This window comes from Nonomuraea sediminis (genome assembly GCF_018531495.1).
GTDB classification, from domain to species: Bacteria; Actinomycetota; Actinomycetes; order Streptosporangiales; family Streptosporangiaceae; genus Nonomuraea; species Nonomuraea sediminis.
Genome location: NZ_JAHDTI010000001.1, coordinates 380,743 through 406,000, shown reverse-complemented (window position 1 = coordinate 406,000; position 25,258 = coordinate 380,743). Strand labels below are relative to the sequence as shown.

Here is a 25,258-nt window from a genome sequence, read left to right as displayed (position 1 = left end):
CGACCTCACATGCTGGCCGGCCTCCGGATAACCCAACCCAGGGTCACCGCGAAGCCGTCCACGATATCCGGGGCGGCTTCTTTCATTTCCAAAACCGAGGAAATGCAGATTCGATGCGAAACCCGCACTTTCGAGTGGACGGGTCTGCTCACCATTGACAACTCCACAGCGGAAGACACCAGAACGGATGCGTCCGTGGCCCAACTGGCAGAGGCGCCGGCCCGAGGAGCCGGAGGGTGCGGGTTCGACTCCCGCCGGACGTACGCGAGTTTCGTGGGTGAAGTGTCAGCGGTCGCACGCGAGCATGCCACGCTCGTAGGACGGGTTCGAGTCCCGTCACCCACTCCTGCCTCACCGGCACGCGAGCACTCGCCCGCCGGAGGAGGACATTGCCGCTCTAGCCCAACGGCAGGAGGCGCCGTGCTCAGGACGCGGACAGTCTGGGTTCGAATCCCAGGGGCGGCACGCATGTCTCGGAGAGGTGCCGGAGCGGCTGATCGGGCACCCCTGCCAAGGGTCGCGGGGCCGCGTGCGGTCCTCATGGGTTCGAATCCCAGCCCCGTTGGTCTAGATGGTAAGGACGCCTGATTTTCAATCAGGAGATCACCGGTTCGAATCCGGTACGGGGTACGGCTCCCGCGCCCAGGCGCCCGGGAGTGATCATTCCGGCGTCGCCCAGTCGGCAGGGCAGCGGATTGTTAATCCGCCAGGCGCAGGTTCGAATCCTGCCGCCGGAGCAAGGGGACAGGCCACGATAGCGGCCCTCGAGCCGGTCCCCTGCCTGCTCGTGTAGCTCAACGGGAGAGCTCCGCCTTGTCAAGGCGGCGGATGCCGGTTCGAATCCGGTCGCGGGCGCCTGCGAAGCAAGCCTTGAAGGCCGGGGCCCCTGGAACCCAGGAGGTCACCCTCATGCGCGAGCTGGGCACGTGGAGAGCCCACCCGGCTGTAAACCGAACGCCTCGGCTGTGGCGGTTCGACCCCGTCCTCGCGCACACCGCCAGGGAACCTGGCGCAGTTCGCTGGTGCGGAAGGCGGCCTGCAAAGCCGCCGGAGCGAGTTCGATTCTCGCCTGCGTCTCTTGACGGCTCACGGTGTCTTCCCTGTGGAGCGATGCCGGACCAGGAGGCGATATCTGCCAAAGTACTGGCCATGGCACATGCGAGTGGACAGGTGCGCGTCGGCGTCCTCGGTCCCCTGACGCTGGAGACCCCCGCCGGCCCGGCGCGGGTCGGGGGCGCGCGGCTGCGGGCGTTGCTGGCCCGGCTGGTGCTGGAGGCCGGGCATGCCGTACGGCCGGCGACCCTCGTCGAGGCGCTGTGGGGCGAGGTGGCACCGGACGACCACGTGCACGCGCTGCAATCGCTGGTGTCCCGGTTGCGGCGCGTCCTGGGCGACGCCGACCTGCTCGCCTCGGGCCCGGCCGGATACCGGCTGGCCGTCGAGCCGGACGCGGTCGACGCCGTCCGGTTCGAGCGGCTGGTCCGCGCGGGCCGGCACGCGTACGCGCAGTCGCGGCCCGCCGAGGCCGCCGCCACCCTGCGCGAGGCCCTGAGCCTGTGGCGCGGCCCCGCCTTGGCGGACGTGCGCGAGGCGCCGTTCGCCGCGGCCGAGGCCGAACGGCTGGAGCGGGCCCGGTTGGCCGCTCTGGAGGACCGGGTCGAAGCCGATCTCGCGCTGGGCGCCGACCTCGACCTGGTCGCCGAGCTCGAGTCGCTGACCGCCGCGCACCCGTTGCGCGAGCGGCTGCACGCCCAGCTGATCCGAGCCCTGGCGCTGAACGGCCGAGGCGCCGAGGCGCTGGCCGCCTACCAGCGGATCCGCGGCCTGCTGGCGGACAGTTTCGGCAGCGATCCAGGACCGCAGCTGCAGGAGGCCCACCTGGCGGTGCTGCGCGGTGAACTCCCCAGGTCCCGCCGATCGCACGGCAACCTGGACGTCCCGCTCACCAGCTTCGTGGGCCGCGACGACGACGTACGCCGCGTGGTGGATCTGCTCGGCCGAGCTCGGCTGGTCACCCTGATCGGTCCCGGAGGATCGGGCAAGACCCGGCTGGCCGGCACCGTCGGCCGGCAGCTCACGCCGTCAGGCGGGGTGTGGTTCGTCCCGCTGGCCCCGGTCAGCGCGGACGAGGTGCCCCGCGCGGTGCTCGACCTGGTGCGGGCGCGCGAAGATCGGCCGGTCACCCAGGGCCGGGTGCTGGACCACCTGGTCGAGATCCTCGCCGACGACGACCTGGTGCTGGTGCTGGACAACTGCGAGCACGTGATCGAGGCCGCCGCGACGCTCGCCGAGACCCTTCTCGGCCGCTGCCCGAGGCTGCGGGTCCTGGCCACCAGCCGGGAATCCCTGCGGATCGACGGCGAGACCCTGCACCCGGTGCTCCCGCTGGAACTGCCAGAACCGGGGGCGACGGCCGATCGGGCCCGCGCCTGCGCGGCGGTCCGGCTCTTCCACGACCGGGCCGCCGCCGTCCGTCCGGGCTTCGCTCCGGAAGGGGGCGCGCTGGCCGCGGCGGTCGAGATCTGCCGCCGCCTGGACGGCTTGCCGCTGGCGATCGAGCTGGCCGCGGCGCAGTTGCGCGCCCTGCCGGTCGAGGCGGTCGCGGCACGGCTCGACGACCGCTTCCGGCTGCTCACCGGCGGCAGCCGTACGGCATTGCCGCGACACCGGACCTTGAGCGCCGCGGTGGCCTGGAGCTGGGACCTGCTCGACGCCGGCGAGCGAGCGCTGCTGGAACGGCTGGCGGTCGTGCCCGGCAGCTTCACCGAGGACGCGGCCGAGGCGATCGGCCGGTCGGGTGACGTCCGGGAGCTGCTGACGGCACTGGTCGACAAGTCTCTGCTGCACCCGGTGGAGCCTGCCGACCCGGTCGAGCCGCGCTACCGCCTGCTCGAGACCATCCGGGAGTACGGCCTCGCGCGGCTGGCCCGGCGTGACGAGGTCGACGTCGTACGCGAGCGGCACGCGAGGTTCTTCCTTCAGCTGGCCGAGACCGCGGACCCGTACCTGCGCACGTCCGACCAGCTGCGCTGGCTGGCGCGGCTGTCCGCGGAACGGGACAACCTGTCGGCCGCGATCCGCTGGGCGGTCGAGTACGGCGACGCCGACCTCGCGGTCCGGTTCGGCGCCGCGCTGTGCTGGTACTGGCTGCTGCGGGACCACCCGCCGGAGTCGCTGGACCTGCTCGGCCGGGTGCTCCAGGTCCCCGGCTCGACCCAGCCGCAGGCACGCGCGCTGGTGGTCGTCGCGCACGCGCTCGCCACCACCGAGACCATCGGCCGGCCGGACGAGGCGGAAGCGGCCTTCGACCAGATCAGGAAGGCGCTGGAGTGCGTCGAACCCGGCGCCCACCCCGTTCTGGAGATGGCCCGGCTGGCGCTCGCCGTGAGCTCAGGCCATGAAGGAACCGCACCCGTGGAGTGGACGGATCCGTGGAGCCGATCGCTGGCTCTGATGGTTCACGGTGTGCTGACCATGAACGCCGGGCACGCCGCCGAGGCGAGGCACCCGCTGTCGCTCGCGCTGACCGGTTTCGAGGAACTCGGCGACCGGTGGGGCCTGGCGATCACGCTGAGCACCCTGAACGCGGCGTTGCAGCGCTCTGGCGAACCGAGCGGCGCGCCCGAGTTGGCAGAGCGGGCGACCCGGTACTTCCAGGAACTTGGCATGCCCGAGCACACGACGGAGAACGAGGTGGCGGCCGCACTCAACCGGGCGGAGGCAGGCGATGTGAACGGCGGGCGGCGGCAGTTGACGGCCCTGCTCGACCAGGCAGGGTCGGCGGAGTCGCGAGCCCAGGTGTGTCTCGGTCTGGCGCGGCTGGAGTGGCGAACCGGGCGGCCGGGCCCGGCCCGCGACCACGCCCTGGCCGGGCTGGCCGAGGCGTCACCCGGCCGGTCGACTCCGCACCTGACCGCGTTGCTGCTGGGCGTGCTCGCCCAGGTGGACGTCGCCGAGGGTTTCCCCGACGAGGCGGTGCGCCGGCTCGACCATCCGGCGGTGCACCTGACGCTGACCTGGCACACGCCGGTCGCGGCCGCGATCGCGCTCGCGGCCGCCGCGATCGAGCTGTGCCACGACCGGCCGGAGCGGGCGGGACGGCTGCTCGGGGCCGCCTCAGTGCTGCGGGGCAGGGAAGACCGCGGCGACCACGACGTGCGAACGATCACCCAGCGGGCCACGGGCGCCCTGGGGGCCGCCGGGTTCGCCGCCGCGCACTCCGCGGGTGCGGCGATGTCGAGGGCCGAGGCCGAAGCCCTGGTCACCGCGACCATCGCCGCGCCGGTCAGCTAGCGGGCGGCACGGGCTTGCCGAACATCGTGCAGGTCACGGCCATTTGGAGCGCCTGGGCGGCTTTGGCGATCTTCGGGTCGGCCTCGAACTCGGACCAGGCCTCGGTCGAGATGAGGACGGTCGCCGAGCGGGTGCCGGCGCGGTCGGTGATGCCGGTGGTGAGGTAGCCGGGGATGCCGCCGTCGTGGCCCCAGAACGTGCCGCACGGATGAGCACCGGTCTGGATGCCGAGCCCGTAGCCGGGTCCGTCCGGCTGCTTCGGGTCCACCGGCACGGTCGTGCGCAGCTGTGCCAGCTGGGCGGCGGGCAGCAGCTTGCCGGACATCAACGCGGTGGTGAACCGGGACCAGTCCCGCGCGGTGGACACCATCGCCCCGGCCGCCCCGCCCCATCCGGGGTCGTTGCCGGAGACGTCCACGTGTCCGTGGTGGCGCGTCCCGGCGAAGCTCCTGAACGCGACCGGCACAGCCGGAGGCATGTGGGCGGCATCCCGTTCGTAGCCGTGGGCATGGGAGCCGCGCCAGGTCGGGTCCGTGGCGAAGTAGGTGTGTTCGAGGTTGAGCGGCCGGGCGATCCGATCCCGGACCAGGTCGGCCAGGCTCGCCCCGGTGACCCGCTCCAGGACGGCGCCGATCGCCGCGTAGTTGGTGTTGCTGTAGGACCACTTCGTGCCCGGCGCGAACAGCGGATCGTGCCTGACCCCCACGGCGAGCAGCTTCGCCGAGGTCCACCGCCGCCGATCCTTGCCGAGGATCGACGGCCGGATCGCGGGATCCTTGGTGTAGTCGAACAGGCCGCTGGTGTGGTTCAGCAGCATGCGCACCGTGATCGCCCCGCCGTTGGGCACCTTGCCGGGCAGCCACTTCGCCACCGGGTCGGTCAGGGCGAGCTTGCCCTCGGCGACCAGTTGCAACACGAGCGTGGCCATCATGGTCTTGGTGTTGGACCCCATCCGGAACTCGTCCCCCGCCGTGAGCAGGTGATCCCGTCTGGTCCATGGGGCCTGCTCGGCGACCTCGACCGGCCGTCCGCGGCCGTCGTCGACCCGCACGATCACGCCGGGCGCCCCGGCCTCCACCAGCTTCCGCGCCAACTGCTGGATCTGAGCGCGCCGCGCCTCGGCGCCGCCCTCGTACGGCGCGGCCGCGACAGCCGGGGACACCCCGGCCACACTCGCGAGCAGCACCGAAGCCGTGACCACACGCAGCCGCACCGCGGGAGTCGACGAAACACGTTGGGACATTGACCGTTCCTCCGGCTGATAGGTGATGAGAACGCCCCTCACCCTCCAACCGGCCGCTCACAAACCACTCTCAGCACGCTGGCAGCGCACTACCGATACCGGACGTGGAACGTCCGGAATGGGGTCTACGGTGGCGGCCATGACCAACAGCGACTACTGGTGGGAACCGCCCGCCGCGGGCACCGAGGCCGAACACCTCGTCGGCGCGCTCGACCGCCTGCGCACGACCTTCCGCTGGAAGGCCGACGACCTCGACGAGGCAGGGCTGCGGACCCGCATCGGCGCCTCCTCGCTGACGCTGGGCGCCCTGCTCAAGCACCTCGCATGCGCCGAGGACCAGATGTTCAGCACCAAACTCAGCGGGACGCCGCTCGGCCCGCCGTGGGACGGCGCGGACTGGGCCGCCGACCCCGACTGGGACTTCAACTCGGCCGCCGACGACACCCCCGAATACCTCTACGCCCTCTGGGACACCACCATCGAACGTTCCCGCGCGACGCTCGACGCGTCCCTGGCCACCGGCGGGCTCGACCAGCTCGTCCACCTCTCCTTCCCCGACGGGCGGCACGTCAGCCTGCGCCGCCTGGTCTGCGACCTGATCGAGGAGTACGGCCGGCACACCGGACACGCCGACCTGCTCCGCGAGGCCGTCGACGGCGTGGTCGGCGAAGACCCACCCGCGGGCTGGCACCCGAAGTCCGGCTGACCGGGCCGCGCTAGAGGGTCATCCAGTGGGTCCGGGCAGGGGTGAGCCAGGACTCGTGGAGGTCGTGGAAGACGTTGGCGGCGCGGACGCCGATCCAGTCGGGCGGGAGCAGCTCGAGCGGCAGGCGGGGATCGAGCATGGGGAAGTGGCGCCAGGCGTGGACGAGCCTGATCTGCGCGAGCAGTATCCCCTCACCCGGGGGCGGGCGCATGCCGGCGAAGCGCTGGATGAAGTCCTGGTAGTGCCCCGCCAGCTCCCCGAGGTGCCAGGCCTGCTCGACCAGGGTGCGCTCCGCGCCGATGCCCGCGTAGGGGCCGTTGAAGGAGTAGGCCTCCAGGCCGAGTGACTCCACGACCTGCTTGGCCTCCGCCTCGCGGGAGGCGTGCGGGCTCACCCACACCCCGGGCGCGGGGCTGCCGAAGCCCGCCCAGGTGAGCCGGGTGCGCAGCTGGTGGCGCAGCTCGCGGCGGGACTCCGGCACGCTGGTGATCAGCACGACCCAGCGGCCGTCCCACGGCTCCCTGTCACGGCCGAAGGCGTAGATGCGCTGCGCGCCCTCGCTCAGCAGCTCCCGCCCGCGCGGCGTGAGCGCCCAGCGCACCCGCCGCCCCGACCGCTCGGCCGCCAGCCAGTCGTCCGCCGCCGTGCGTGAGAGGGCCTGGCGGGCCGCCTTCTCCTCCACGCCCAGCCCGCCGAGCACCCGCAGGAGCGTCGAGGTCCACGCGGGCTCGTCCTGCGGGAGCACGTACTCACCCAGGACCGTCAGCAGCAGCGATCTCGCACTCACGCAATCAATGCTACAAGTCATTGACGGCCCATCAATTCTGTGTAGAAGATTTGTCTACCCGAGGATTGGGGTGACGGCGATGTCGTTCAACGCCAGCGTCTATCTCGTCGATCGCCAGCTCGACGCCGGCCGCGGCGACCATCTCGCGGTCACAGGGCCCGCGGGATCCCTCACCTACGCCGAGCTCGCCGAGCGGGTCTCCGCGTACGCCGCGGGGCTGCGGGCGATCGGCGTGCGCCCCGAGGAACGCGTCCTCATGGTCATGTCCGACCGCCCGGAGACGCTGATCGCGATCCTGGCCGCGATGCGGATCGGCGCGGTCGCGGTGCCCGTGTCGACCATGTACAACGCCGCCGAGCTCGGCGCGCTCATCCGGGACGCCAGGGCCAGGGTGGTGATCGCCACGGAGGAGTACGAGCCGGTCGTCCGCGACGCCCTGCCGTACGCCCCCGAGGCCGAGACCCTGATCACCGCCGCCTCCTGGCCGGACCTGATGGCCCACGGCACGGCCGGGCCGTACGACACCTGGCCCGACTCGCCGGCGCTGTGGCTCTACACCTCCGGCACGACCGGTGCGCCGAAGGCGGCCATGCACCGGCACGGCTCGATCCGCGACGTCTGCGAGACCTACGCCGGCCAGGTGCTCGGCATCGGGCAGGACGACCGCTGCTTCTCCGTCGCGCGCCTGTTCTTCGCCTACGGCCTGGGCAACTCGCTGTTCTTCCCGCTGTCGGCCGGCGCCACCGCGATCCTCGACCCGGCCCGCCCCACACCCGACGGCGTGCTCGCCCGCGTCCGCGCCGAAGCGCCCACGCTGTTCTACGCGGGCCCGACGTTCTTCGCCGCGCTGCTGGCCACCGCCGCCCCCGCCGACGCCTTCTCTTCCGTACGGCTGGCCGTGTCGGCTGGCGAGGCGCTCCCTGCCGAGATCTACCGCCGCTTCACCACCCGCTTCGGCGTGGACGTCATCGACGGCCTCGGCTCGACCGAGGCGCTGCACATCTTCATCTCCAACCGCCCCGGCCAGGTACGGCCGGGCAGCACGGGAACCGTCGTGCCCGGATACGAGGCCAAACTCCTCGACGACCTCGGCGCGCCAGTCAAGGACGGCGACCCCGGGCACCTGTACGTGCGCGGCGAGTCGATCGCCACCGGCTACTGGTGCCGCACGGCCACCACCCGCCAGGTGTTCCAGGGCGAGTGGCTGCGCACCGGCGACACCTACGTGCGCTCGGAGGACGGCTACTACACCTGCCTCGGCCGCTCCAACGACATGATCAAGGCGGGCGGCATCTGGGTGTCGCCGATGGAGGTCGAGGCCAGGCTCCTGGAGCATCCGTCGGTCGCCGAGTGCGCGGTCGTGGCCTACACCGACGCCGACGGGCTGGAGAAGCCGGTCGCCTGCGTCGTCCCGGCCGCCGGGCACGCCGTGGACGCCGCCGAGCTGGTCGCGTTCTGCCGCGAGGGCCTGGCCGCCTTCAAGCGGCCTCGCGAGGTGCTGGTGGTCGAGGAACTGCCCAAGACCGCCACCGGCAAGATCCGCCGGGTGGCGATCAGGGAGGTGGCCGCCGACCTGCTCGGCAAGCCGGACTAACCGCCGCGCAGCTCCCGCTTGAGCACCTTGCCGCTGGCGTTCTTGGGCAGCGCGCCGACGAAGCGGACGGACTTGGGCACCTTGAACGGCGCCAGCCGTACGCGCAGGAAGGAGATCAGCTCCTCGGCGGTCAGCGCAGCGCCGTCGCGCAGGACCACCACGGCCGTGACCGCCTCGATCCACCGGGGATCCTGCACGCCGAAGACGGCCGCCTCGGCGACCGCCGGGTGCTGGTAGATGGCCTCCTCGACCTCGCGGCTCGCCACGTTCTCGCCGCCGGTCTTGATCATGTCCTTCTTCCTGTCGACGACCGACAGGTAGCCGTCGGCGTCCATGACGCCCAGGTCGCCGCTGTGGAACCAGCCGCCGCGGAAGGCCTCGGCCGTCTTGTCCGGGTCGTTCCAGTAGCCGAGCATGGCGTGCGGGCTGCGGTGCACGATCTCGCCCACGACGCCCGGGCCGACCGGCCTGTCCTCGTCGTCGACGATGCGCGTCTCGACGTTGAGCGCCGGGCGGCCCGCCGAGCCGAGCCTGGTCAGCTGCTCGTCCGGGCCCAGGATCGTCGCGACGGGGGCCATCTCGGTCTGGCCGTAGAAGTTGAACAGCCTCGTCTGCGGCAGCCTGGCGGCGATCTCCTTGAGCACCTCGACCGGCATGATCGAGGCGCCGTAGTAGCCCTTGCGCAGCGACGACAGGTCACGCCTGTCGAAGTCCGGGTGGCGCAGCAGGCCGATCCAGACCGTGGGCGGGCAGAACAGCTTGGTGGCCTTCTCACGCTCGATCGTCTCCAGGATCACTGCCGGGTCGGCCTTGTCCAGGACGATGTTCGTGGCGCCGACGTAGATGCCGGGCGTGAGGAAGCAGTGCAGCTGCGCGCAGTGGTAGAGCGGCAGCGAGTGGACCTCCACGTCGTCGTGGGCCATCTCGCCGTCGACCAGGCACGTCACGTACTGGGCGATCAGGCTGCGGCTGGACAGGGTGGCGCCCTTGGGGCGGGACTCGGTGCCGCTGGTGTACATGATCTGGATGGGGTCGTCGTCGGCGATCTCCACCTGGGGGCGTTCCACGTCGCTCCGCCACGCGGTGACGGGCTCCCAGCCGTCCGCCTCGCCAATCACCCCCCTGATACCGATATTTCCGTCGATGGCCTGGTTCGCGACCGGAACCAGGGCGTCCTCGGCAAGAATGCCCGTGGCCCCCGAATGATCCAGGATGTAGCCGACCTCGTCGGGCCCGAGCATGAAGTTGATCGGCACGGAGATCGCACCCAGCCGCGCCAGCGCGAAGTAGGCCAGCACGAAATCATCATTGTTATGGCTGAACAGGGCGAACCTGTCGCCCTTGGCCACGCCCCGCTCGGCCAGCGCGTTGGCCATCCGATCGACCTCGCCGTCCAACTCGGCGTAGCTCCGGCGACGCTCGCCGTACACCAGTGCCACCTTGCCAGGCCGCCGCCCAGCAGTACGACGCAACAGATCCCCGATGGCATGCTGGCGGGTCGTCATGGGGGCCTCCGTCACGTGTGCCGAACGATATTCGGTGATCCTAGCCCCATCGTCCGCAGGTCCTTGACCAGGATGCGGCAGGCGTCGGCCTGCCGCTCGATGCCGCCGTCGGGGAGGAAGACGTCGCGCGTGGTGCGGATCGGCGGGTAGGGCCACTCGGCGTAGCCGAGCCGCCGGTAGAGGCGGCACACGCGGGGATTGTCCAGGTCGACGCCCAACGCGACCTTGTCGTGGCCGAGCTCGCGCAGATGGGCCTCGGCGGCGCGGACCAGCTCGGTGCCGATGCGCTGGTTGCGGTGATCCGGGGCGACCTCGAGGTGGGTGAGCAGCGGCACCCCGGGCAGGCGGTCGCGCAGCTCGGGCTCCTCGGCGGCGTCGAGCCACAGGTAGACGTCGCCCACCGGGGTGAACACCTGCCAGGCCACGAGCAGCAGGCCGTGACCGGCGCGCTGCCTGGCCAGCTGGTGCGCGAAGTACGGCTCCTGGCCGAGCGCGGTCACCAGGGCCGGCAGGTCCTGCTCGAAAGCCGTCCTAATGCGGACATGACGCATAACACTCACGATCGGGTGATAAATCGAGGTGTCACAACCTCTAGGCGGCAAGTCTGTCAGGACCCGCCCAACGGCTCCCGCTTCTTTGTCAGAAGTTCGTGCGTCCGGCCAGATGGAGGGCGGGCAGCTTGGGTCTGCCCTTGAGGGTGAGCCGCTCCATCGCGGCCTCGACGGACGGGGCGGGGCGCAGGCGGGCGACGAAGTCGTGCCACGTCCTGCGGTCGGCGCGCCAAGCGTGCAGGTAGCGGACGCACAGCTCCGGCGTGATGAGCTCGTGGCGGCGCAGCGCGGCCCGCAGCGCGGCGGCCATGCGCTCCCTCTCACCTCGGTCGGCCGCGCATCCGGGGATCCCGTCGAGGATGTCGCGCAGGAACATCGCCCGCCTGTGCAGGAACTTCCGCCAGTGCTCCAGGTCGGCCTCGAGCGGGCTCCTGCCCTCGTCGAGCAGCCAGAAGACGCCCTCGGCCAGGACGTCGCCGAACTCCTCGCTCTTGGCGCGCTCGACGGTGCGGAACGGGTCGTAGGGGTACTGCTTGACCGCCCCGGTCACCGCGAGCTGCCTGAGCCCGTCGTCCTCGAGCAGGTAGAACCAGTCCTCGTTGTAGATGTCCGGGAAAAAGGAGATATGTCCGGCGTCGATGGCGAGGGCGCCGCCCCCCACGAACGTCTCCTGATGCCCGCCGACCGCACGGAAGGCGTGGCAGGCGACCGAGTTGTCAGGGAACCCGCCCACCGACAGCCCGACGGCGCTGTAGGTCCTGAGCAGCCCGGCGGCCTTCCTCAGGTCGCCGGGGGCGGGCACGGTGATGTCGTCGTCGAGGAAGATCACCCGCCGCCAGCCGAGCAGCCTGGCCAGCACCAGCCCGAGGTTGCGCTTGGCCGCGGTGTCGGTGCCGCGGCGCAGGTAGGGCGGCGGCACGGTCGAGGTCCGCAGCGCCGGTAGCGCCAGGTTCGCGGGGTCGCCCACGATCAGGGCGTGCACCTCTGTATCGGGTTCGCAGGCCTTGCGCAGGTCGTGGAAGCCCTGCTGGTAGTACCGGCCGCTGGCCAGGGCGATCAGCGGGCAGCCGAGCTTCCTGGCCTGGGAGATGGCGTGCCTGAGGTAGACGGCCGGCCGTACCGTCGGCACGATGATCGCGTCGATCGGATCGTCGCTCTCCGGTGCGTCGTGGGCGAGCAGCAGGTGCCGATGCGATCCGTGGTGGTTCTCTGTCATGGCCATTCGAACAGCCGGGATTCCTCGTCGGTCCAGTCGGGGGTGATCACCGCGCCCTCGAACACCGGGACGCGGGTGACCAGGCCGAAGGACTCCTCCTCGGAGAATCGGCTGTGCAGGTAGGCCGTGTTCCGGTCGCGGAAGCGACTGTCGGTGAGCGCGCGCACGGCACCGTAGGTGCCCCTGCCGTACATGCCGTTGCAGATCGTCAGCGTGCGCTTGCGGTTTAACGGGCTGACGCCGCGGTAGAAGAGCGCGACGTCCTCGTGCAGCTTTCCGTCGCGCAGCGTCGGGTAGTGGCGCTGGTCGCCGGCCAGGAAGTACGGGCCCTTCTCGCTGTCCCAGTCGACGACCTGCTCGACCGGCAGCGACAGCTGCTCCAGCACGCTGCGCGTCACGGCGTTCCAGTCGACACCGCCGATCAGCACCAGGTGGGTGGTGTAGTCGTCGGCCGCCAGCGGCTCGGCGCCGGCCTTGCGGATGCGCACCTCGCTTGCGGGATTGACCGCGCGGATGTGCCCGAACAGCTCGAGCAGCGCGTCCAGGTCGGCGTAGGTGTACAGCTCGACGTAGTCGGGGTCGTCAGGATCGACGTACGGCATGCGGCGCAGCATCTTGGGTGGCAGCTGGGCGCAGATCAGCCGGATCGGCTTGCCGTCGGGGAAGTGCCAGAACCCCTCGGTGGGAGCCTCGCGCACCGGCTGGCCGAGCGCGGCCGAGCGCAGGGCCAGCAGCTCGTCCCTGAGCCGGTCGCGGGCCAGCAACTCGTCGGGGGTGAGCTCGTCCTCGGACAGCAGGCGGAGCTTGCCGCCGTGCAGCGACCGGTCGGTGCAGAACAGCGTGGCGTAGCCCTCGAGCCGGGCGTTGGGCGGGATCTTGGGGTGGACGTCGGACTCCCACGAGGAGATCAACGCCACGCTGAGCGGGCCCTTGGCGCCGCCGAGCGCCTGGCTCAGCATCGGTTGGGTGATCTTGACGTCGGCCCAGTGCCCGGTGCGCAGCTCTCGCAGCCGTCGCGCCAGAGCCCGGACTCCGTCGTCCATCGGCTCCATCGTCTACACCCTTCATCTGAACTTCAGTATCTAAGTAGACCTCTACTGATGCTCAGATGCGAGCACTATTTTGACCAGGCGCGACAGGTCGTGTGCGGGCTGGTCGGCCCACTCTAGCGCCGGAAGCCTTTGCGTGCCGGGTTTTCCGCTCGGAATCCAGGGAACTCTTTACTTCAGAAAAGAAGTGTAGTTGAACTGAAGATTCAGTGAAGGTTCAGTATGAAGCATTCACGCGGGCCGCCGCAGCTTTCGCACCAGACGCGGGCAGGCACCCCCTCACACGGGCAGGCACTCCCGGATCGGGCCAACGATCACCAGGAGTGCCCGCACTCGTCAAGGCCACCATCGGCGCGTCGAACACCGGGAACCTCCATGACCACATTAGTACTTCACTCCGGGCTGGCAATGGCGCTGGCCAGTCCCGAGGGCGTCAGCGCGGCGCGCGGCGTCCTCGGCCTCTTCGCCGCAGTCGCGTTCTGGGCGCTCGTCCTCGCCCTGCACCAGGTGAGAAAGGTCGTGACGACCTTGCTCCGCCTCCTGCTCGTCATGATCGCCGTCGCCGCCTTCGGTGCCGCCGCCATCGCGATCATCGCGCAGGTCTACCTCACCATCGGCCCCATGTAGGCCCTTCCCCCCGAGATGGGCGCCCCACGCGCCCATCTCCTGTGGAGCCGCCCACGCCGGTCTGAATCGACGCGATTTCCCCGGGTCACAACAGGGTGATCAGGCGCCGGTAGGAGGCGAGGCGGTCTTCGGGGGAGTAGGTGTTCATCGTGATGAGGAGTTCGTCGGCGGCTGTGGTGTCGAGGAGGGTGTCCAGGGCCAGTGACACCTGGGCGGTCGTGCCGTGGATCTGGCCTTTGCGTGATTCCTCGAAGAGGGCGCGTTCCCTGTCTGTCATGTCCAGGGCCAGGATCTCGGCGGCGGGGCGCAGGGGCGGGAAGGAGCCGCGCGTGCGTGAGTGTGCGGTGGCCCAGGCTTCGGGGACCTGGAGCAGGGCGGCCTGGGAGGACGTCTCGCCGACCGCGACGTTGACCGCCACGATGACGTACGGCCGGGCCGCCCAGCCCGAAGGGCGGAAGGAGGATCGGTAGCGGGTGATCGCCTCGAGGGTGCGGGAGCCGTGGCCGATCACCATGGGCAGCCCGTGTGCCGCCGCAATGTCCGCGCCCGCGCCCATGGCCAGCACGAACACCTGAGGCGAGAGCCCCTCGGCGGGCAGCGCGTGCACGCCGGGATGGGCCCGCTGGGTGCCGGTGAAGTACCCGAGCAGCTCCTCGAGCTGCCCGCCGAAGTCGTCGGCGTCGTCCTTGCCGTGGCCGAGCGCGTCGCGGATGCCGCCGGTGAACCCGACGGAACGCCCCAGGCCCATGTCGATCCGCCCGGGATGCAGGGATTCGAGCACACCGAACTGCTCGGCCACCACCAGCGGCCGGTGGTTGGGCAGCATCACCCCGCCGGTGCCGACGCGGATCTCACCGGTGGCTCCGGCGACGGCCGCGGCCAGGACCGTGGGCGCGGAACCGGCCACCCCGGGCACGCTGTGGTGCTCGGAGACCCAGAACCGGTGGTAGCCGAGTTCCTCGGCCTGCTGGGCGAAGCGCACGGTGTCGCGCAGCGCGGAAGCCGGGTCCTGCCCCTGGCGGACGAGCGAACGATCGAGAATCGACAGCCGAGTCACGTACCAGTGCAACAACAGGCAGGGCTAGGGATTCCTGGTCAGCCGGAACGGCGCCAGCTCGCCCAGCCCCCGCACGGTCAGCCGGTCCACCGCCCGCAGCGCGAAGGCGCGGTCGTCCGCCAGCTCGTCGGCCAGCGCGGGATCCGCCAGCACGGAGCCCGGCAGTGCGAGCGCGGTCAGCCGACTGGCCAGGTTCACCGTGGTGCCGAACACGTCGCCCATCCGGCCGATCACCGGCCCCATCGCCAGGCCCACCCGCAGCTCCGGCATGCCCCGCACCTTGGCGTGCAGCTCGATCAGCCGCAGCCCGATCTCCGCGGCGTCGTGCGCCTTGCCCGACACGAACAGCACCGAGTCGCCCAGCGTCTTGACCACCCGCCCGCCGCACCCGGTGACCACGTCGGCCGAGCGCCCTTCGAAGCTGTCGACCAGCCCGGCCAGCTCCGTCTCGCTGATCTGCCTGCTCAGCCGGGTGAACCCGACCAGATCGGCGAACCCGACCGCGAGCTGGACGGCGGACTTCTCCTGGTCCACCATGCGTCCCGCCGAGACGGCCAGCTGCCTGCGCCAGGCGTAGACCAGCAGCCGCTCCAGGTCGGGCACCACCCGCCGGGCGCGTCGCGCCCACACCCGAGGCCGCTCGGCGAGCGGCACGCCCGCCAGGTCAAGCGCCTCGGCGCCGAGCTGCGCCTGCGACTCGGCCAGCCGCGCCGTGGCCCTGCCCAGCGAGCGGGCCATCAGCAGCACGTGCTCCTCGTCGTAGACGCCGTCGCTGACCATGCCGAGCAGCGTCCTCAGCGCATCGACGTCGGAGTCGGTGAACTCCACGGCGTCGTCGGCCACGTTGGCGAACCCCAGCGCCCGCCAGAACCTGCGCGCACGGTAGACCGGCACCCCGGCCATCTCGGCGACCTGGTGGCTCGTGTACCGGCGGTGCTCCCGCAGGAACGCCTCCGCCAGCCCATCCGGCTCCACGGCCGCAACATAACACCCGGATCACCCGAAAGATGTACACCGGTTTCGTCAACGCGCAGGAAGCTCCCTGACCTGCGGGTGCGCAACAGTGATCGCATGACCTCCGCGACCAAGACGATCCTGACCGGCCTGGCCACCTTCGCCGTGGGCACGGCCCTGTGGCTGTTCGGCCTCGACACGCAGATCTTCATCTTCACGCCGTCGAAGGTCGGCGTCGTCCTCATGGTCGTCGGCGGCGCCGAAGCTCTGTACGGCGTCTACAGAACCTGGCGTCACTCAAGCAAGGCCGCCACCGCGTCCCGCTCCTCCGACGGGACGTAGCCCACGTAGTAGTCGTACATCGTCTGCCGTGACAGCCGGGCGGCCAGCGGGCCGTCGCCCGCGCGGACGGCGGCCAGCACCTCCTCGTGGTGGCGGATGCTGTCCCGCATCAGCGCCACCCGGTCGGGCGCCTGCGCGATCTTCTCGGCGACCAGGCCGAGCACGATCGAACGGACCACGTCCGTGCAGATCTGGATGAGCTTGTTCCCGCTCGCCCGCGCCACGGCGTCGTGGAAGGCCACGTCGGCGGCGCTGAACTCGTCGTAGCCGACGTCGACGGCCTCGCGCATGCGGGCGATCGCCGCGTCCATCTCCGCCAGCTCGGCCTCGGTCCGCAGCCTGGCCGCCAGCAGGTTGGCCGAGGAGTCGAGCACCATGCGGAACTGCACCAGCTCGCCGAGCGACAGCTCGTCCACCCTGGCCAGCGTGGTCATCGACTTGTGCAGCGCGGCGGGGGAGAAGGGCAGCACCTCAGCACCGTGCGGATCGCCGGGACGCGAGCGCACCAGCCCCCTGGCCTGCAGCACCCGCAGCGCCTCACGCACGGTGGAGCGGCTCACCGAGAACTGCGCCATCAGGTCGCGCTCGCTCGGCAGCCGCTGGCCGGGAGACAGCGTGCCGGACTCGATCGCATCCTCGACCTGCTCGACGATGCGCTCGTACGCACGCACGGTCCGGACCGGCTCGAAACGCGGAGCAGCCATGGTAAAAGCCCCCTTGACCTGAGCCGTCGCGGACTGGCAATGTGCTTAGCCTACTGGTCGGACCAGTGCACTAGCCAGGAGGCAGCAAGTTATGAGGCGCATCGGAACGTGGATCGCCGTAGGCGGTCTCCTGATGGGGGTGGCCGCCTGTGGCGGCGGCTCCACTGGCTCCACCGGCCAGGCCACCTCGAAGGCGCAGCAGCTGTCGGTCGGATTCGTGGCCGAGCCTGCCAACCTCGACTTCACCTCGACCGAGGGCGCCGCGATCCCGCAGGCGCTGCTGGTCAACGTCTACGAGGGTCTGGTGAAGCTGGACCAGGACGGCAAGATCCAGCCGCTGCTCGCCGAGAAGTGGGAGGTCTCGCCCGACCGCAAGACCTACACCTTCAGCCTGCGCAAGGGCGTCACGTTCAGCGACGGCAAGCCGTTCACCGCCGACGACGTGATCTTCTCCCTCAACCGGGTCAAGACCGACTGGAAGCTGAAGATCAAGGCCCAGCTCGATGTCATCGACAAGGTCGACAAGGACGACGACCAGACCGCGATCGTCACGCTCAAGCACCCGAGCAACGGCTTCCTGTACTCCATGGCCACCAGGCTCGGCGCGATGTTCAGCCGCACCGGCGTCTCCGACCTGGCCAACAAGCCGATCGGCACCGGCCCCTACACGCTGGGGAGCTGGAAGCGCGGCGACTCGATCCAGCTGACGGCCAACCCCTCCTACTGGGGCACCAAGCCGGCGCTGTCACCGATCACGCTGAAGTACTTCAAGGACGCCACGGCGATGAACAACGCGCTGCTGACCGGCGGCATCGACGTCATCTCCAGCGTCCAGGCCCCCGAGTCGCTGCAGCAGTTCAGCGACCCCAACCGCTTCCAGACGGTCGAGGGCACCACCAACGGCGAGGTCGTACTGTCGCTGAACAACGCCCGCCCGCCCTTCAGCGACAAGAAGGTACGGCAGGCCGTCCGCTACGCCATCGACCACAAGGCGCTCATCGACACGGCGTGGGCCGGGCGCGGCCAGCCGATCGGGACCATGGTCCCGCCGACCGACCCCTGGTACGAGGACAGGACCGGCGACTACCCCTACGACCAGGCCAAGGCCAAGCAACTGCTGGGCGGCAAGACCTACAACGTCAAGATGCGCATCCCCAACCTGCCCTACGCGGTGGCCAGCGCCCAGGTGGTCAAGTCGCAGCTCGCGCAGGTGGGCATCAACGCCGACATCGAGCCGCTGGAGTTCCCGGCCCGCTGGCTGGACGTCGTGTTCAAGCAGGGCGACTACGACATGTCCATCATCAACCACGTCGAACCCCGTGACATGGGCATCTTCGCCGACAAGTCGTACTACTTCCACTACGACAACCCCCAGTTCGGCAAGCTCCTCGCCCAGGCCGACGAGGGCAGCGAGCAGCAGCAGGTCGACGACCTGAAGCAGGCGGCCAAGCTGCTGTCCGACGACGCGGCGGCCGACTGGCTGTTCCTGTTCCCCAACCTGATCGTCGCCAAGAAGGACGTGACCGGGCTGCCGAAGAACGCCATCGCCGAGTCCTTCGACTTCACCGGGCTCGCCAAGCAGTGATCCTGTATTTCCTCAAGCGGCTGGCCGTGCTCGTGGCGAGCACGGCCGTCGCCGGTGTGGTGGTCTTCGCCTTCATGGCGCTGCTGCCGGGAGACCCCGCCGAGGTCGCGCTGGGCGTCAACGCGACGCCCGAGGCGGTCGCGGCGCTGCGCAAGCAGTTCGGAACCGACAGGCCGGCCGTGATCCAGTTCCTCGACTGGTTCGGCGGGCTGCTGCACGGCGACTTCGGCACCTCCTACGTCACCCAGTCGCCCATCGGGCCGCAGATCAGCGAGCGCCTGGGCGTCACCGTCGTGCTCGTGCTCGGCGGCATGGCGATCGCGCTGCTCATCGCGGTCCCGGCGGGCACGTTCGCGGCCGTGCACCACCGCAACCCGCTCGGCGCGGCGATCAGCGCGGGCAGCCAGGTCGGCATCGCGATCCCCGCCTTCCTGGCCGGCATCCTGCTGGTGTTCGTGTTCGCGGTGAAGGCCCAGGCACTGCCGTCCGGCGGCTACGTCGCCCTCTCCGAGGATCCGGCGCAGTGGCTGCTGAGCCTGCTGCTGCCATGGCTGTCGCTCGGGCTGGTGCAGGGCGCGGTGCTCACCCGGTACGTCCGCTCCGCCGTACTCGACGTGATGCGCGAGGACTACGTGCGCACGGCCCGCGCCAAGGGCCGGGGCAGGATGGGCGCGCTGTGGCGGCACGGGCTGCGCAACGCCTCCGTGCCCGTGGTGACCGTGCTCGGGCTGCAACTGGCCACGCTGCTGATCGGCGCGGTCGTGGTCGAGCGGGTGTTCGTCATCCCCGGGCTCGGCGACCTGCTGCTCAACGGCGTGTCCTCCCGTGACCTGCTGCTCGTGCAAGGGGTGGTGATGGTGCTCGTCGTCGCGGTGCTGCTGATCAACTTCGTGGTCGACGTGGCCTACCGCGCGCTGGATCCGAGGCTGCGATGAGAGGCCGCGTCAACGCCGGGCTGATCGCCGGGGGAGTGCTGGTCGGGATCGTGGTGATCGCCGCGCTGGTGTCGTTCGTGTGGACGCCGCACGACCCGACGCTGGTCGACGCCGCGCGGAAGCTGCGCGAGCCGGGCGGCGGCTACCTGCTCGGGGCCGACAAGTTCGGCCGCGACACGCTCAGCCAGCTCATGGTGGGCGCCCGCACCACCCTGTACGTGGGCATCGTGGCCGTGGGCATCGCCGCGCTGATCGGCACCCCGCTGGGCATGATCGCCGGGATGCGGCCGCAGGGCTGGCTGTCCGAACTCATCATGCGGATCAACGACCTGGTGTTCGCCTTCCCCGCACTGCTGCTGGCCGTGATGCTGGGCGCCGTCTACGGCGCCGGCACGCTGACGGCGATGATCGCGATCGGCGTGGCCACGGTGCCGGCGTTCGCGCGCATCGGGCGGGCCGCGACCATGCAGGTCATGGTCACCGACTACATCCTGGCCGCGCGCGCCGCCGGGCGCTCGCGGCTCGCGATAGCCGTACGGCACGTGCTGCCCAACATCAGCTCGGTGCTGATCGTGCAGGCCTCGGTGTCGTTCGCGATCGCGATCCTGGCCGAGGCGGCGCTGTCGTTCCTCGGCTTCGGCACCCGGCCGCCGACCCCGTCCTGGGGGCGGATGCTGCAGGAGTCGCAGGAGCTGCTGTTCTCCACGCCGCGGCTGGCGCTGTGGCCCGGCCTGGCGATCGCGCTGGCCGTACTCGGGTTCAACCTGCTCGGCGACGGCCTGCGCGACTACCTCGACCCCAAGCTCAGGAGGATCCGTGCTGAGCGTTGAGGGACTGACCGTCAGCTCCGACGGCATCCGCCTGGTGTCGGACATCTCCCTGAACATCGGGCCCGGCGAGCGCGTCGGCCTGATCGGCGAGTCCGGATCCGGCAAATCGCTGACGGCGCTGTCACTGATGGGACTCCTCCCCGAAGGCGTCACGGCGTCCGGCAAGGCCGAGATCTCCGGCACCCCGCTCGTCGGCGTCCCGGAGAAGCAGGTCAAGTCGCTGCGCGGGCAGAAGATCTCGATGGTCTTCCAGGAGCCGATGACCGCGCTCAACCCGCTCATGCGCGTCGGCGCCCAGGTCGCCGAGGTCATGAGCCTGCACGGCGTGGCCCGCGAGGCCGCCGGAGCCCGGGCCGTCGAGCTGCTCGAACGGGTCAAGCTCCCCAACCCGCCGCAGATCGCGCGCTCCTACCCGCACCAGCTGTCCGGCGGCCAGCGCCAGCGCGTCATGCTCGCCATCGCCCTGGCCAACGAGCCCGACCTGCTCATCTGCGACGAGCCCACCACCGCGCTCGACGTCACCGTGCAGAAGCAGATGCTCGACCTGATCGCCGAGGTCGCACCCGCGCTGCTGTTCATCACGCACGACCTGGCCGTCGTCGCCTCCGTCTGCGAACGCGTCCTGGTCATGTACGGCGGGCGCATCGTCGAGTCAGGCCCCATCCGCGAGGTGTTCGCCAAGCCCCGGCACCGCTACACCGAGGGCCTGCTCGCCGCCTCGAGGATGACGCCGCGCGGCACCCGCCTGCCCACGATCAAGGGCAGCGTCCCCGCCGCGGGCCACTTCCCCGACGGGTGCGTCTTCCGCAACCGCTGCCCGCACTCCGCCCCGGAGTGCGAGACCGAACCGGAGCTGACGGGAGGCGGCCATGCCTACGCCTGCTGGCACCCCAGTGATTGAGGCCACCGATCTCGTCAGGACGTACAGGAGGCCGCGGACCTCGCTCACCAAGCCGGGCGAGGAGGTGCGGGCGCTCAAGGGCGTCTCGCTGAGCATCGCCAAGGGCGAGCGGTTCGGCATCGTCGGCGAGTCGGGGTCGGGCAAGTCCACGCTGCTGCGCCTGCTGTGCGGGCTCGACCGGCCGACCGGCGGCTCGATCAGGTTCGACGGGCAGGAGATCGCCGGGCTGCCCGAGCGGCGGCTGCGCTTCCTGCGGGAGAACCTGCAGATCGTCTTCCAGGACCCGATGAGCTCGCTCGACCCGCGGATGAAGGTGCGCGACCTGGTCGCCGAGCCGCTCGTCTCGCTCGGCCGGCCCGCCGGCGGGCGGGTCGCCGAGCTGCTCGAGGCTGTCGGCCTGCCCGCCTCGGCCGCCGAGCGCTACCCGCACCAGTTCTCCGGCGGGCAGCGCCAGCGCATCGCCATCGCCCGCGCGCTCGCGCCCAAGCCGCAGGTGCTGGTCGCCGACGAGCCGGTCAGCGCCCTGGACGTGTCGGTGCGCGGACAGATACTGAACCTGCTCGCCGACCTGGTCGACGAGCTCGGGCTGACGCTGGTCTTCGTCTCCCACGACCTGTCCGTGGTCCGGCACGTGTGCGAGACCGTGGCGGTGATGAACCAGGGCGAGATCGTCGAGACCGGACCCGTGGACGAGGTGTGGGCCTCGCCCCGACACCCGTACACGCGGACCTTGCTGCAGGCCGTACCGACTTTGGAAGGATTGCTGTGATCGAGGTCGATGCCGAGGGAGTCGTCGAGTTCACCCAGGCCCTGGTGCGCATTCCCAGCACCAACGACCCCGCGCGCGGGCGCGACGAGCAGCCGGCCGCGGAACTGGTCGCCGAGAAGATGCGGTCATGGGGCTGGGAGCCGGTCTTCTACGAGGCGGCGCCCGGCCGGCCGAACGTGGTGGCCGTCGTCGAGGGCGGGTTGCCGGGGCCGACGCTGATGTTCGAGGGCCACACCGACGTGGTGACCGAGGGTGACCTGTCGGAGTGGACCGTCGACCCGTTCGGCGGGGAGATCCGCGACGGGAAGCTGTGGGGGCGCGGCAGCGCCGACATGAAGTCCGGGCTGGCCGCCACCCTGTACGCCACCCGGGCCCTGCAACTGGCTGGACCGTTCCCCGGCAGGATCAAGGTGTGCGCGCTGGCCGACGAGGAGGGCTTGATGATCGGCGCCCACCACTTCGTCGAGTCAGGACTGGCCGCCGACGTGGACGGCGCGATCGTGGCCGAGCCCGAGGCGGGCGAGATCTGCGCAGTCGCCAAGGGGGCGCTGCGGCTGCGGGTGGACTTCACCGGCAAGATGGCGCACGGCGCGATGCCGCAGCACGGGCGCAACCCGATCCAGGCGGTCGGGTCGCTGCTGGTGGCGCTGCGGACCTACCAGGAGGAGCTGCAGAAGCGCTTCCCCGCCCACGAGCACCTGGGCGAGGTGTACGTGACGCCGACCGTGGCCCGCGCGGGGACCGAGGAGCAGGTCAACGTCATCCCGGCGGTGGCCTCCGTCTTCATCGACGTCAGGACGATCACCGGCGTGTCGCACGACGAGGTCGCGGCGCGGGTCCTGGACCTGGCCGGCTACGAAGGGATCTCCGCGGAGGTGACGGTGCTGGTGGACCGGCCGCCGGTGGACGTGCCCGTGTCCGATCCGCTGATCGTGGCGCTGGCCGGGGCGCACGAGGCCGTCACCGGCGCTCCCGCCGTCTACGGAGGGGTGCCCGGGTCCACCGACGGGACCGTGCTGACGCACTGGGGCGGCATCCCGTCCGTGGTCTACGGTCCCGGCGGGAAGTGGATCGCGCACCAGGCCGACGAGTTCGTGGAGGTCGAGGAGATCGTCCGGTGCACCCGGGTGTTCGCCGAGGCCGCCCGCCGCTTCCTGACGAGGTCCGCATGAAGCCCGGGCCCACCAACTCGCTGATCGACGTCGCCGGGCTGCGGGTGGGGCACGCCCACCGGGTCGGCGGCGGCTACCGCACCGGCACGACCGTGGTCGTCCCGCCGCCTGAAGGCATGGTGGCGGGGGTGGACGTGCGCGGAGCCGCTCCCGGCACCCGCGAGACCGAGCTGCTCGACCCGCGCAACCTGGTCGAGCGGGTCCACGCCGTCGTGCTCACCGGGGGCAGCGCCTACGGGCTCGACGCCGCGACCGGCGTGATGGGGCGGCTGGCCGACGCCGGGATCGGCTTCCCCGTGGCGGGCGGCGTGGTCCCGATCGTGCCCGCGGCCGTCATCTTCGACCTTGGCCGCGGCGGCTCCTTCCGCGCCGTGCCCGACGCGGCGCTGGGCGCGGCGGCCTACGACGCCGCGTTGGAAGCCTCTTCCGCCGACAGCGGGTCGATCGGTGCGGGGGCGGGTGCCCTGGCCGGTGGGCTGGCGGGCGGCATCGGCACGGCCAGCGCCGTACTGCCCGGCGGGGTGACGGTGGCGGCGCTCGTGGTCGTCAACCCGCACGGGTCGGTGCTCGACCCGCGCAGCGGGCGGCTGGCCGGGACCCGGTACGGGCTGCCGGGGGAGTTCGACCACCTCAGCGAGCCGTCGGCCGAGGACTACGCGGCCTGGGCGCCGCCGCAGGCCGGGTCGTTCAACACTACGATCGGGGTGGTGGCCACCGACGTGTCGCTGTCGAAGGCGCAGTGCGGCAAGCTGGCCGGGGTCGCGCACGACGGCCTGGCCAGGGCCATCAGGCCCGCCCACACGATGGTGGACGGTGACACGATCTTCGGCCTGGCCACCTGCGCGCTGGCCGCGCCTGAGCGGGAGGCCTTCCAGGACGTGCTGGCCGTGGCGGCCGACGTGTTCGCCCGCGCCGTGGCGCACGCCGTGCTGGCCGCGACCGGGCGCGAGGACGCGCCCGCCTATCTCGAAGTGTTTCCAAGCGCTCAGGGGGAGATCGCATGACTTTTCAGCAAGGGTGGCCGTCCGGGCTGCCCGTCGGTGACGGCTGGGTCGAGACCGCCGGATCCACCGACGTGGTCTTCCCCTACGACGGGTCCGTGGTCGCCGCGGCGCCGCTGGGCACCGCCGACCTGGCGGGAAGGGCCCTCGACGAGGCGCTCGCCGTGGCCGGGGTGATGGCCAGGCTGCCGTCGCACGCCCGCCGCGAGGCGCTGCTCGCCGCGCACGACGAGCTGAAGGTCAGGCGCGAGGAGTTCGAGCGCCTGCTCGTGCTCGAGACCGGCAAACCGCTGGTCGACTGCAAGGTCGAGGTGGCCAGGACCATCGTCACGCTGGCGACCGCCGCCGAGGAGGTGGCCAGGCTGCACGGCGAGACCGTGCCGCTCGACCTGCTGCCCGCGGGGGAGGGGCTGGTCGGGTTCTGGACGCGGCGGCCGATCGGGGTCGTGGTCGGCATCACCGGCTACAACTACCCGCTGCTGCTGGCCGCCCACAAGATCGCGCCGGCCGTCGCCGCGGGCTGCCCGGTGATCGTCAAGCCCGCGCCGTCGACCCCGCTGGCCACGCTCTGGCTGGTGCACCTGCTGCGCGAGAGCGGCGCGCTGCCGCCCGCCGCCGTCCAGCTCGTCACCGGCGATGTCGAGGTCGGGCGGCGCCTGGTCGAGGACCGCCGCATCGGCGCGGTCTCCTTCACCGGCTCGGCTGCCGCCGGGCACGCCATCGCCCGCAACGCCGCGCCCACCAAGGTGCTGCTCGAGCTGGGCTCGAACGCCGCGCTCGTGGTCGCCGCGGACGCCGACCTGGAGGCCGCCGCCGACGCCGTCGTCAGGGGCGGGTACTACGCCTCCGGTCAGGCGTGCATCTCCGTGCAGCGGGTGCTGGTCGAGGAGCCGGTCAGGGACGCCTTCCTCGGGCTGCTCGCCGTCCGCATGAAGGACGTCGCCGTCGGCGACCCCCGCCTGCCCGGCACCCGGGTCGCGCCGCTCATCGACGAGCGCTCCACCGCCCGCGTCCTGGAGTGGATCGAGGCCGCCGTGGCCGCAGGAGCCACGCTCGTCACCGGTGGCACCCGGGCCGAGCGGACCGTCGCGCCGACCGTGCTGGCCGACGTGCCCGACGGGGCGGCCGCGTGGGATGAGGAGATCTTCGGCCCCGTCGTCTGCGTCCGCACCGTCGCCGACCTGGACCAGGCGCTGGAGACCGTCAACCGTTCCCGGTACGGCCTGCACGCCTCCGTCTTCACCCGTTCCCTGGCCACCGCCTTCACCGCGATCGACACGATCGAGGCCGGCGGCGTCGTGGTCAACGAGGTGCCCGGCTTCCGCGCCGACAACATGCCCTACGGCGGCGTCAAGGACTCGGGCATCGGCCGCGAAGGCCCCCGCTTCGCCATCGAGGAGCTCACGGTCACCCGGATGGCGATCATCCGCCCGTGAA

At 71.2% G+C, this 25,258-nt stretch carries 22 protein-coding genes and 9 tRNA genes; 22 read left to right on the top strand and 9 right to left on the bottom strand.

Annotated features, from left to right (window positions below; translation table 11 throughout):
- Nucleotides 1-189: 189 nt before the first annotated feature.
- From KIK09_RS01825 to KIK09_RS01780, 10 genes are all read left to right on the top strand, one after another.
- A tRNA-Leu gene (locus tag KIK09_RS01825) sits at nucleotides 190-263 on the top strand.
- 10 nt (nucleotides 264-273) lie between these two features.
- A tRNA-Gly gene (locus KIK09_RS01820) sits at nucleotides 274-345 on the top strand.
- A 46-nt stretch (nucleotides 346-391) separates the two neighbouring features.
- Nucleotides 392-465, top strand: a tRNA-Leu gene (locus KIK09_RS01815).
- A gap of 10 nt (nucleotides 466-475) precedes the next feature.
- A tRNA-Gly gene (locus KIK09_RS01810) sits at nucleotides 476-565 on the top strand.
- A tRNA-Glu gene (locus KIK09_RS01805) sits at nucleotides 557-630 on the top strand. Before KIK09_RS01810 ends, KIK09_RS01805 begins: the two co-directional genes overlap by 9 nt.
- Before the next feature lie 34 nt (nucleotides 631-664).
- Nucleotides 665-737: transfer RNA gene (locus tag KIK09_RS01800), tRNA-Asn, on the top strand.
- A gap of 46 nt (nucleotides 738-783) precedes the next feature.
- Nucleotides 784-855 (top strand) — tRNA-Asp (locus KIK09_RS01795).
- Nucleotides 856-911: 56 nt separating this feature from the next.
- Nucleotides 912-992 (top strand) — tRNA-Tyr (locus KIK09_RS01790).
- A 16-nt stretch (nucleotides 993-1,008) separates the two neighbouring features.
- Nucleotides 1,009-1,077: transfer RNA gene (locus tag KIK09_RS01785), tRNA-OTHER, on the top strand.
- 72 nt (nucleotides 1,078-1,149) lie between these two features.
- Nucleotides 1,150-4,293, top strand: a complete 3,144-nt coding sequence (locus KIK09_RS01780; RefSeq protein WP_214316829.1) for an ATP-binding protein — start codon at nucleotides 1,150-1,152, stop codon at nucleotides 4,291-4,293.
- On the opposite strand, the gene KIK09_RS01775 is transcribed toward KIK09_RS01780, so the two are convergent.
- Nucleotides 4,286-5,536, bottom strand: a complete 1,251-nt coding sequence (locus KIK09_RS01775) for a serine hydrolase domain-containing protein (RefSeq protein WP_214316828.1) — start codon at nucleotides 5,534-5,536, stop codon at nucleotides 4,286-4,288. The genes KIK09_RS01780 and KIK09_RS01775 overlap by 8 nt on opposite strands.
- 139 nt (nucleotides 5,537-5,675) lie before the next feature.
- Here KIK09_RS01775 and KIK09_RS01770 point away from each other — a divergent pair, with 139 nt between their 5' ends.
- Nucleotides 5,676-6,242 carry a mycothiol transferase gene (locus KIK09_RS01770; protein ID WP_214316827.1) on the top strand — a complete coding sequence of 189 codons (567 nt, stop codon included), beginning with the start codon at nucleotides 5,676-5,678 and terminating at the stop codon, nucleotides 6,240-6,242.
- A 10-nt stretch (nucleotides 6,243-6,252) separates the two neighbouring features.
- Here KIK09_RS01770 and KIK09_RS01765 read toward each other — a convergent pair whose 3' ends face one another.
- Nucleotides 6,253-7,029 (bottom strand): PaaX family transcriptional regulator, encoded by a 777-nt coding sequence (locus KIK09_RS01765; RefSeq protein WP_214316826.1) that lies wholly within the window; start codon nucleotides 7,027-7,029, stop codon nucleotides 6,253-6,255.
- Between the two features lie 79 nt (nucleotides 7,030-7,108).
- On the opposite strand from KIK09_RS01765, the gene KIK09_RS01760 reads away from it, so the two are divergent.
- Nucleotides 7,109-8,623 (top strand): benzoate-CoA ligase family protein, encoded by a 1,515-nt coding sequence (locus KIK09_RS01760; protein ID WP_214316825.1) that lies wholly within the window; start codon nucleotides 7,109-7,111, stop codon nucleotides 8,621-8,623.
- On the opposite strand, the gene KIK09_RS01755 is transcribed toward KIK09_RS01760, so the two are convergent.
- From KIK09_RS01755 to KIK09_RS01740, 4 genes are all read right to left on the bottom strand, one after another.
- A complete protein-coding gene (locus KIK09_RS01755; RefSeq protein ID WP_214316824.1) occupies nucleotides 8,620-10,128 on the bottom strand; it encodes an acyl-CoA synthetase in 1,509 nt (502 codons plus the stop codon). The genes KIK09_RS01760 and KIK09_RS01755 overlap by 4 nt on opposite strands.
- 11 nt (nucleotides 10,129-10,139) lie before the next feature.
- Nucleotides 10,140-10,679, bottom strand: a complete 540-nt coding sequence (locus KIK09_RS01750) for a GNAT family N-acetyltransferase (RefSeq protein WP_250572618.1) — start codon at nucleotides 10,677-10,679, stop codon at nucleotides 10,140-10,142.
- 88 nt (nucleotides 10,680-10,767) lie between these two features.
- The gene (locus KIK09_RS01745) at nucleotides 10,768-11,895 is read right to left on the bottom strand and encodes a hypothetical protein (RefSeq protein ID WP_214316822.1); all 1,128 of its coding nucleotides are present in this window, start codon (nucleotides 11,893-11,895) and stop codon (nucleotides 10,768-10,770) included.
- Nucleotides 11,892-12,938, bottom strand: coding sequence for a hypothetical protein (locus KIK09_RS01740; protein ID WP_214316821.1), 1,047 nt, complete (start codon nucleotides 12,936-12,938; stop codon nucleotides 11,892-11,894). Before KIK09_RS01740 ends, KIK09_RS01745 begins: the two co-directional genes overlap by 4 nt.
- 381 nt (nucleotides 12,939-13,319) lie before the next feature.
- On the opposite strand from KIK09_RS01740, the gene KIK09_RS01735 reads away from it, so the two are divergent.
- Nucleotides 13,320-13,571 carry a hypothetical protein gene (locus KIK09_RS01735; protein ID WP_214316820.1) on the top strand — a complete coding sequence of 84 codons (252 nt, stop codon included), beginning with the start codon at nucleotides 13,320-13,322 and terminating at the stop codon, nucleotides 13,569-13,571.
- Between the two features lie 85 nt (nucleotides 13,572-13,656).
- Here KIK09_RS01735 and KIK09_RS01730 read toward each other — a convergent pair whose 3' ends face one another.
- Both KIK09_RS01730 and KIK09_RS59855 read right to left on the bottom strand, forming a co-directional pair.
- Entirely contained in the window at nucleotides 13,657-14,643 is a 987-nt protein-coding gene (locus tag KIK09_RS01730) for an LLM class flavin-dependent oxidoreductase (RefSeq protein ID WP_250572485.1), read from the bottom strand.
- A gap of 9 nt (nucleotides 14,644-14,652) precedes the next feature.
- Nucleotides 14,653-15,603: an adenylate/guanylate cyclase domain-containing protein gene (locus KIK09_RS59855; RefSeq protein WP_214316819.1), complete on the bottom strand. Its 951-nt coding sequence runs from the start codon at nucleotides 15,601-15,603 to the stop codon at nucleotides 14,653-14,655.
- Between the two features lie 96 nt (nucleotides 15,604-15,699).
- On the opposite strand from KIK09_RS59855, the gene KIK09_RS01720 reads away from it, so the two are divergent.
- The gene (locus KIK09_RS01720; RefSeq protein WP_214316818.1) at nucleotides 15,700-15,924 is read left to right on the top strand and encodes a DUF5708 family protein; all 225 of its coding nucleotides are present in this window, start codon (nucleotides 15,700-15,702) and stop codon (nucleotides 15,922-15,924) included.
- Here the strand turns inward: KIK09_RS01720 and KIK09_RS01715 are convergent.
- Nucleotides 15,876-16,628: a FadR/GntR family transcriptional regulator gene (locus KIK09_RS01715; RefSeq protein ID WP_214316817.1), complete on the bottom strand. Its 753-nt coding sequence runs from the start codon at nucleotides 16,626-16,628 to the stop codon at nucleotides 15,876-15,878. The two genes, KIK09_RS01720 and KIK09_RS01715, sit on opposite strands and share 49 nt — an antisense overlap.
- A gap of 91 nt (nucleotides 16,629-16,719) precedes the next feature.
- Here KIK09_RS01715 and KIK09_RS01710 point away from each other — a divergent pair, with 91 nt between their 5' ends.
- Genes KIK09_RS01710 through KIK09_RS01675 form a run of 8 tightly spaced genes read left to right on the top strand, consistent with a single transcriptional unit; the run spans nucleotide 16,720 to nucleotide 25,257 of the window.
- Complete coding sequence (locus KIK09_RS01710) at nucleotides 16,720-18,213, top strand: ABC transporter substrate-binding protein (protein WP_214316816.1); 1,494 nt, start codon at nucleotides 16,720-16,722, stop codon at nucleotides 18,211-18,213.
- Nucleotides 18,210-19,148, top strand: a complete 939-nt coding sequence (locus KIK09_RS01705) for an ABC transporter permease (protein ID WP_214316815.1) — start codon at nucleotides 18,210-18,212, stop codon at nucleotides 19,146-19,148. Before KIK09_RS01710 ends, KIK09_RS01705 begins: the two co-directional genes overlap by 4 nt.
- On the top strand, nucleotides 19,145-19,978 hold the full coding sequence (locus KIK09_RS01700) for an ABC transporter permease (RefSeq protein WP_214316814.1): 834 nt from the start codon (nucleotides 19,145-19,147) through the stop codon (nucleotides 19,976-19,978). Before KIK09_RS01705 ends, KIK09_RS01700 begins: the two co-directional genes overlap by 4 nt.
- A complete protein-coding gene (locus tag KIK09_RS01695; protein WP_214316813.1) occupies nucleotides 19,965-20,879 on the top strand; it encodes an ABC transporter ATP-binding protein in 915 nt (304 codons plus the stop codon). The genes KIK09_RS01700 and KIK09_RS01695 overlap by 14 nt, the downstream gene beginning before the upstream one ends.
- Complete coding sequence (locus KIK09_RS01690) at nucleotides 20,848-21,648, top strand: ATP-binding cassette domain-containing protein (RefSeq protein WP_214316812.1); 801 nt, start codon at nucleotides 20,848-20,850, stop codon at nucleotides 21,646-21,648. Before KIK09_RS01695 ends, KIK09_RS01690 begins: the two co-directional genes overlap by 32 nt.
- A complete protein-coding gene (locus KIK09_RS01685) occupies nucleotides 21,645-22,820 on the top strand; it encodes a M20 family metallopeptidase (protein ID WP_308163883.1) in 1,176 nt (391 codons plus the stop codon). The genes KIK09_RS01690 and KIK09_RS01685 overlap by 4 nt, the downstream gene beginning before the upstream one ends.
- Entirely contained in the window at nucleotides 22,817-23,824 is a 1,008-nt protein-coding gene (locus KIK09_RS01680) for a P1 family peptidase (protein ID WP_214316811.1), read from the top strand. The genes KIK09_RS01685 and KIK09_RS01680 overlap by 4 nt, the downstream gene beginning before the upstream one ends.
- Entirely contained in the window at nucleotides 23,821-25,257 is a 1,437-nt protein-coding gene (locus KIK09_RS01675) for an aldehyde dehydrogenase family protein (RefSeq protein WP_214316810.1), read from the top strand. The genes KIK09_RS01680 and KIK09_RS01675 overlap by 4 nt, the downstream gene beginning before the upstream one ends.
- Nucleotide 25,258: the final 1 nt, after the last annotated feature.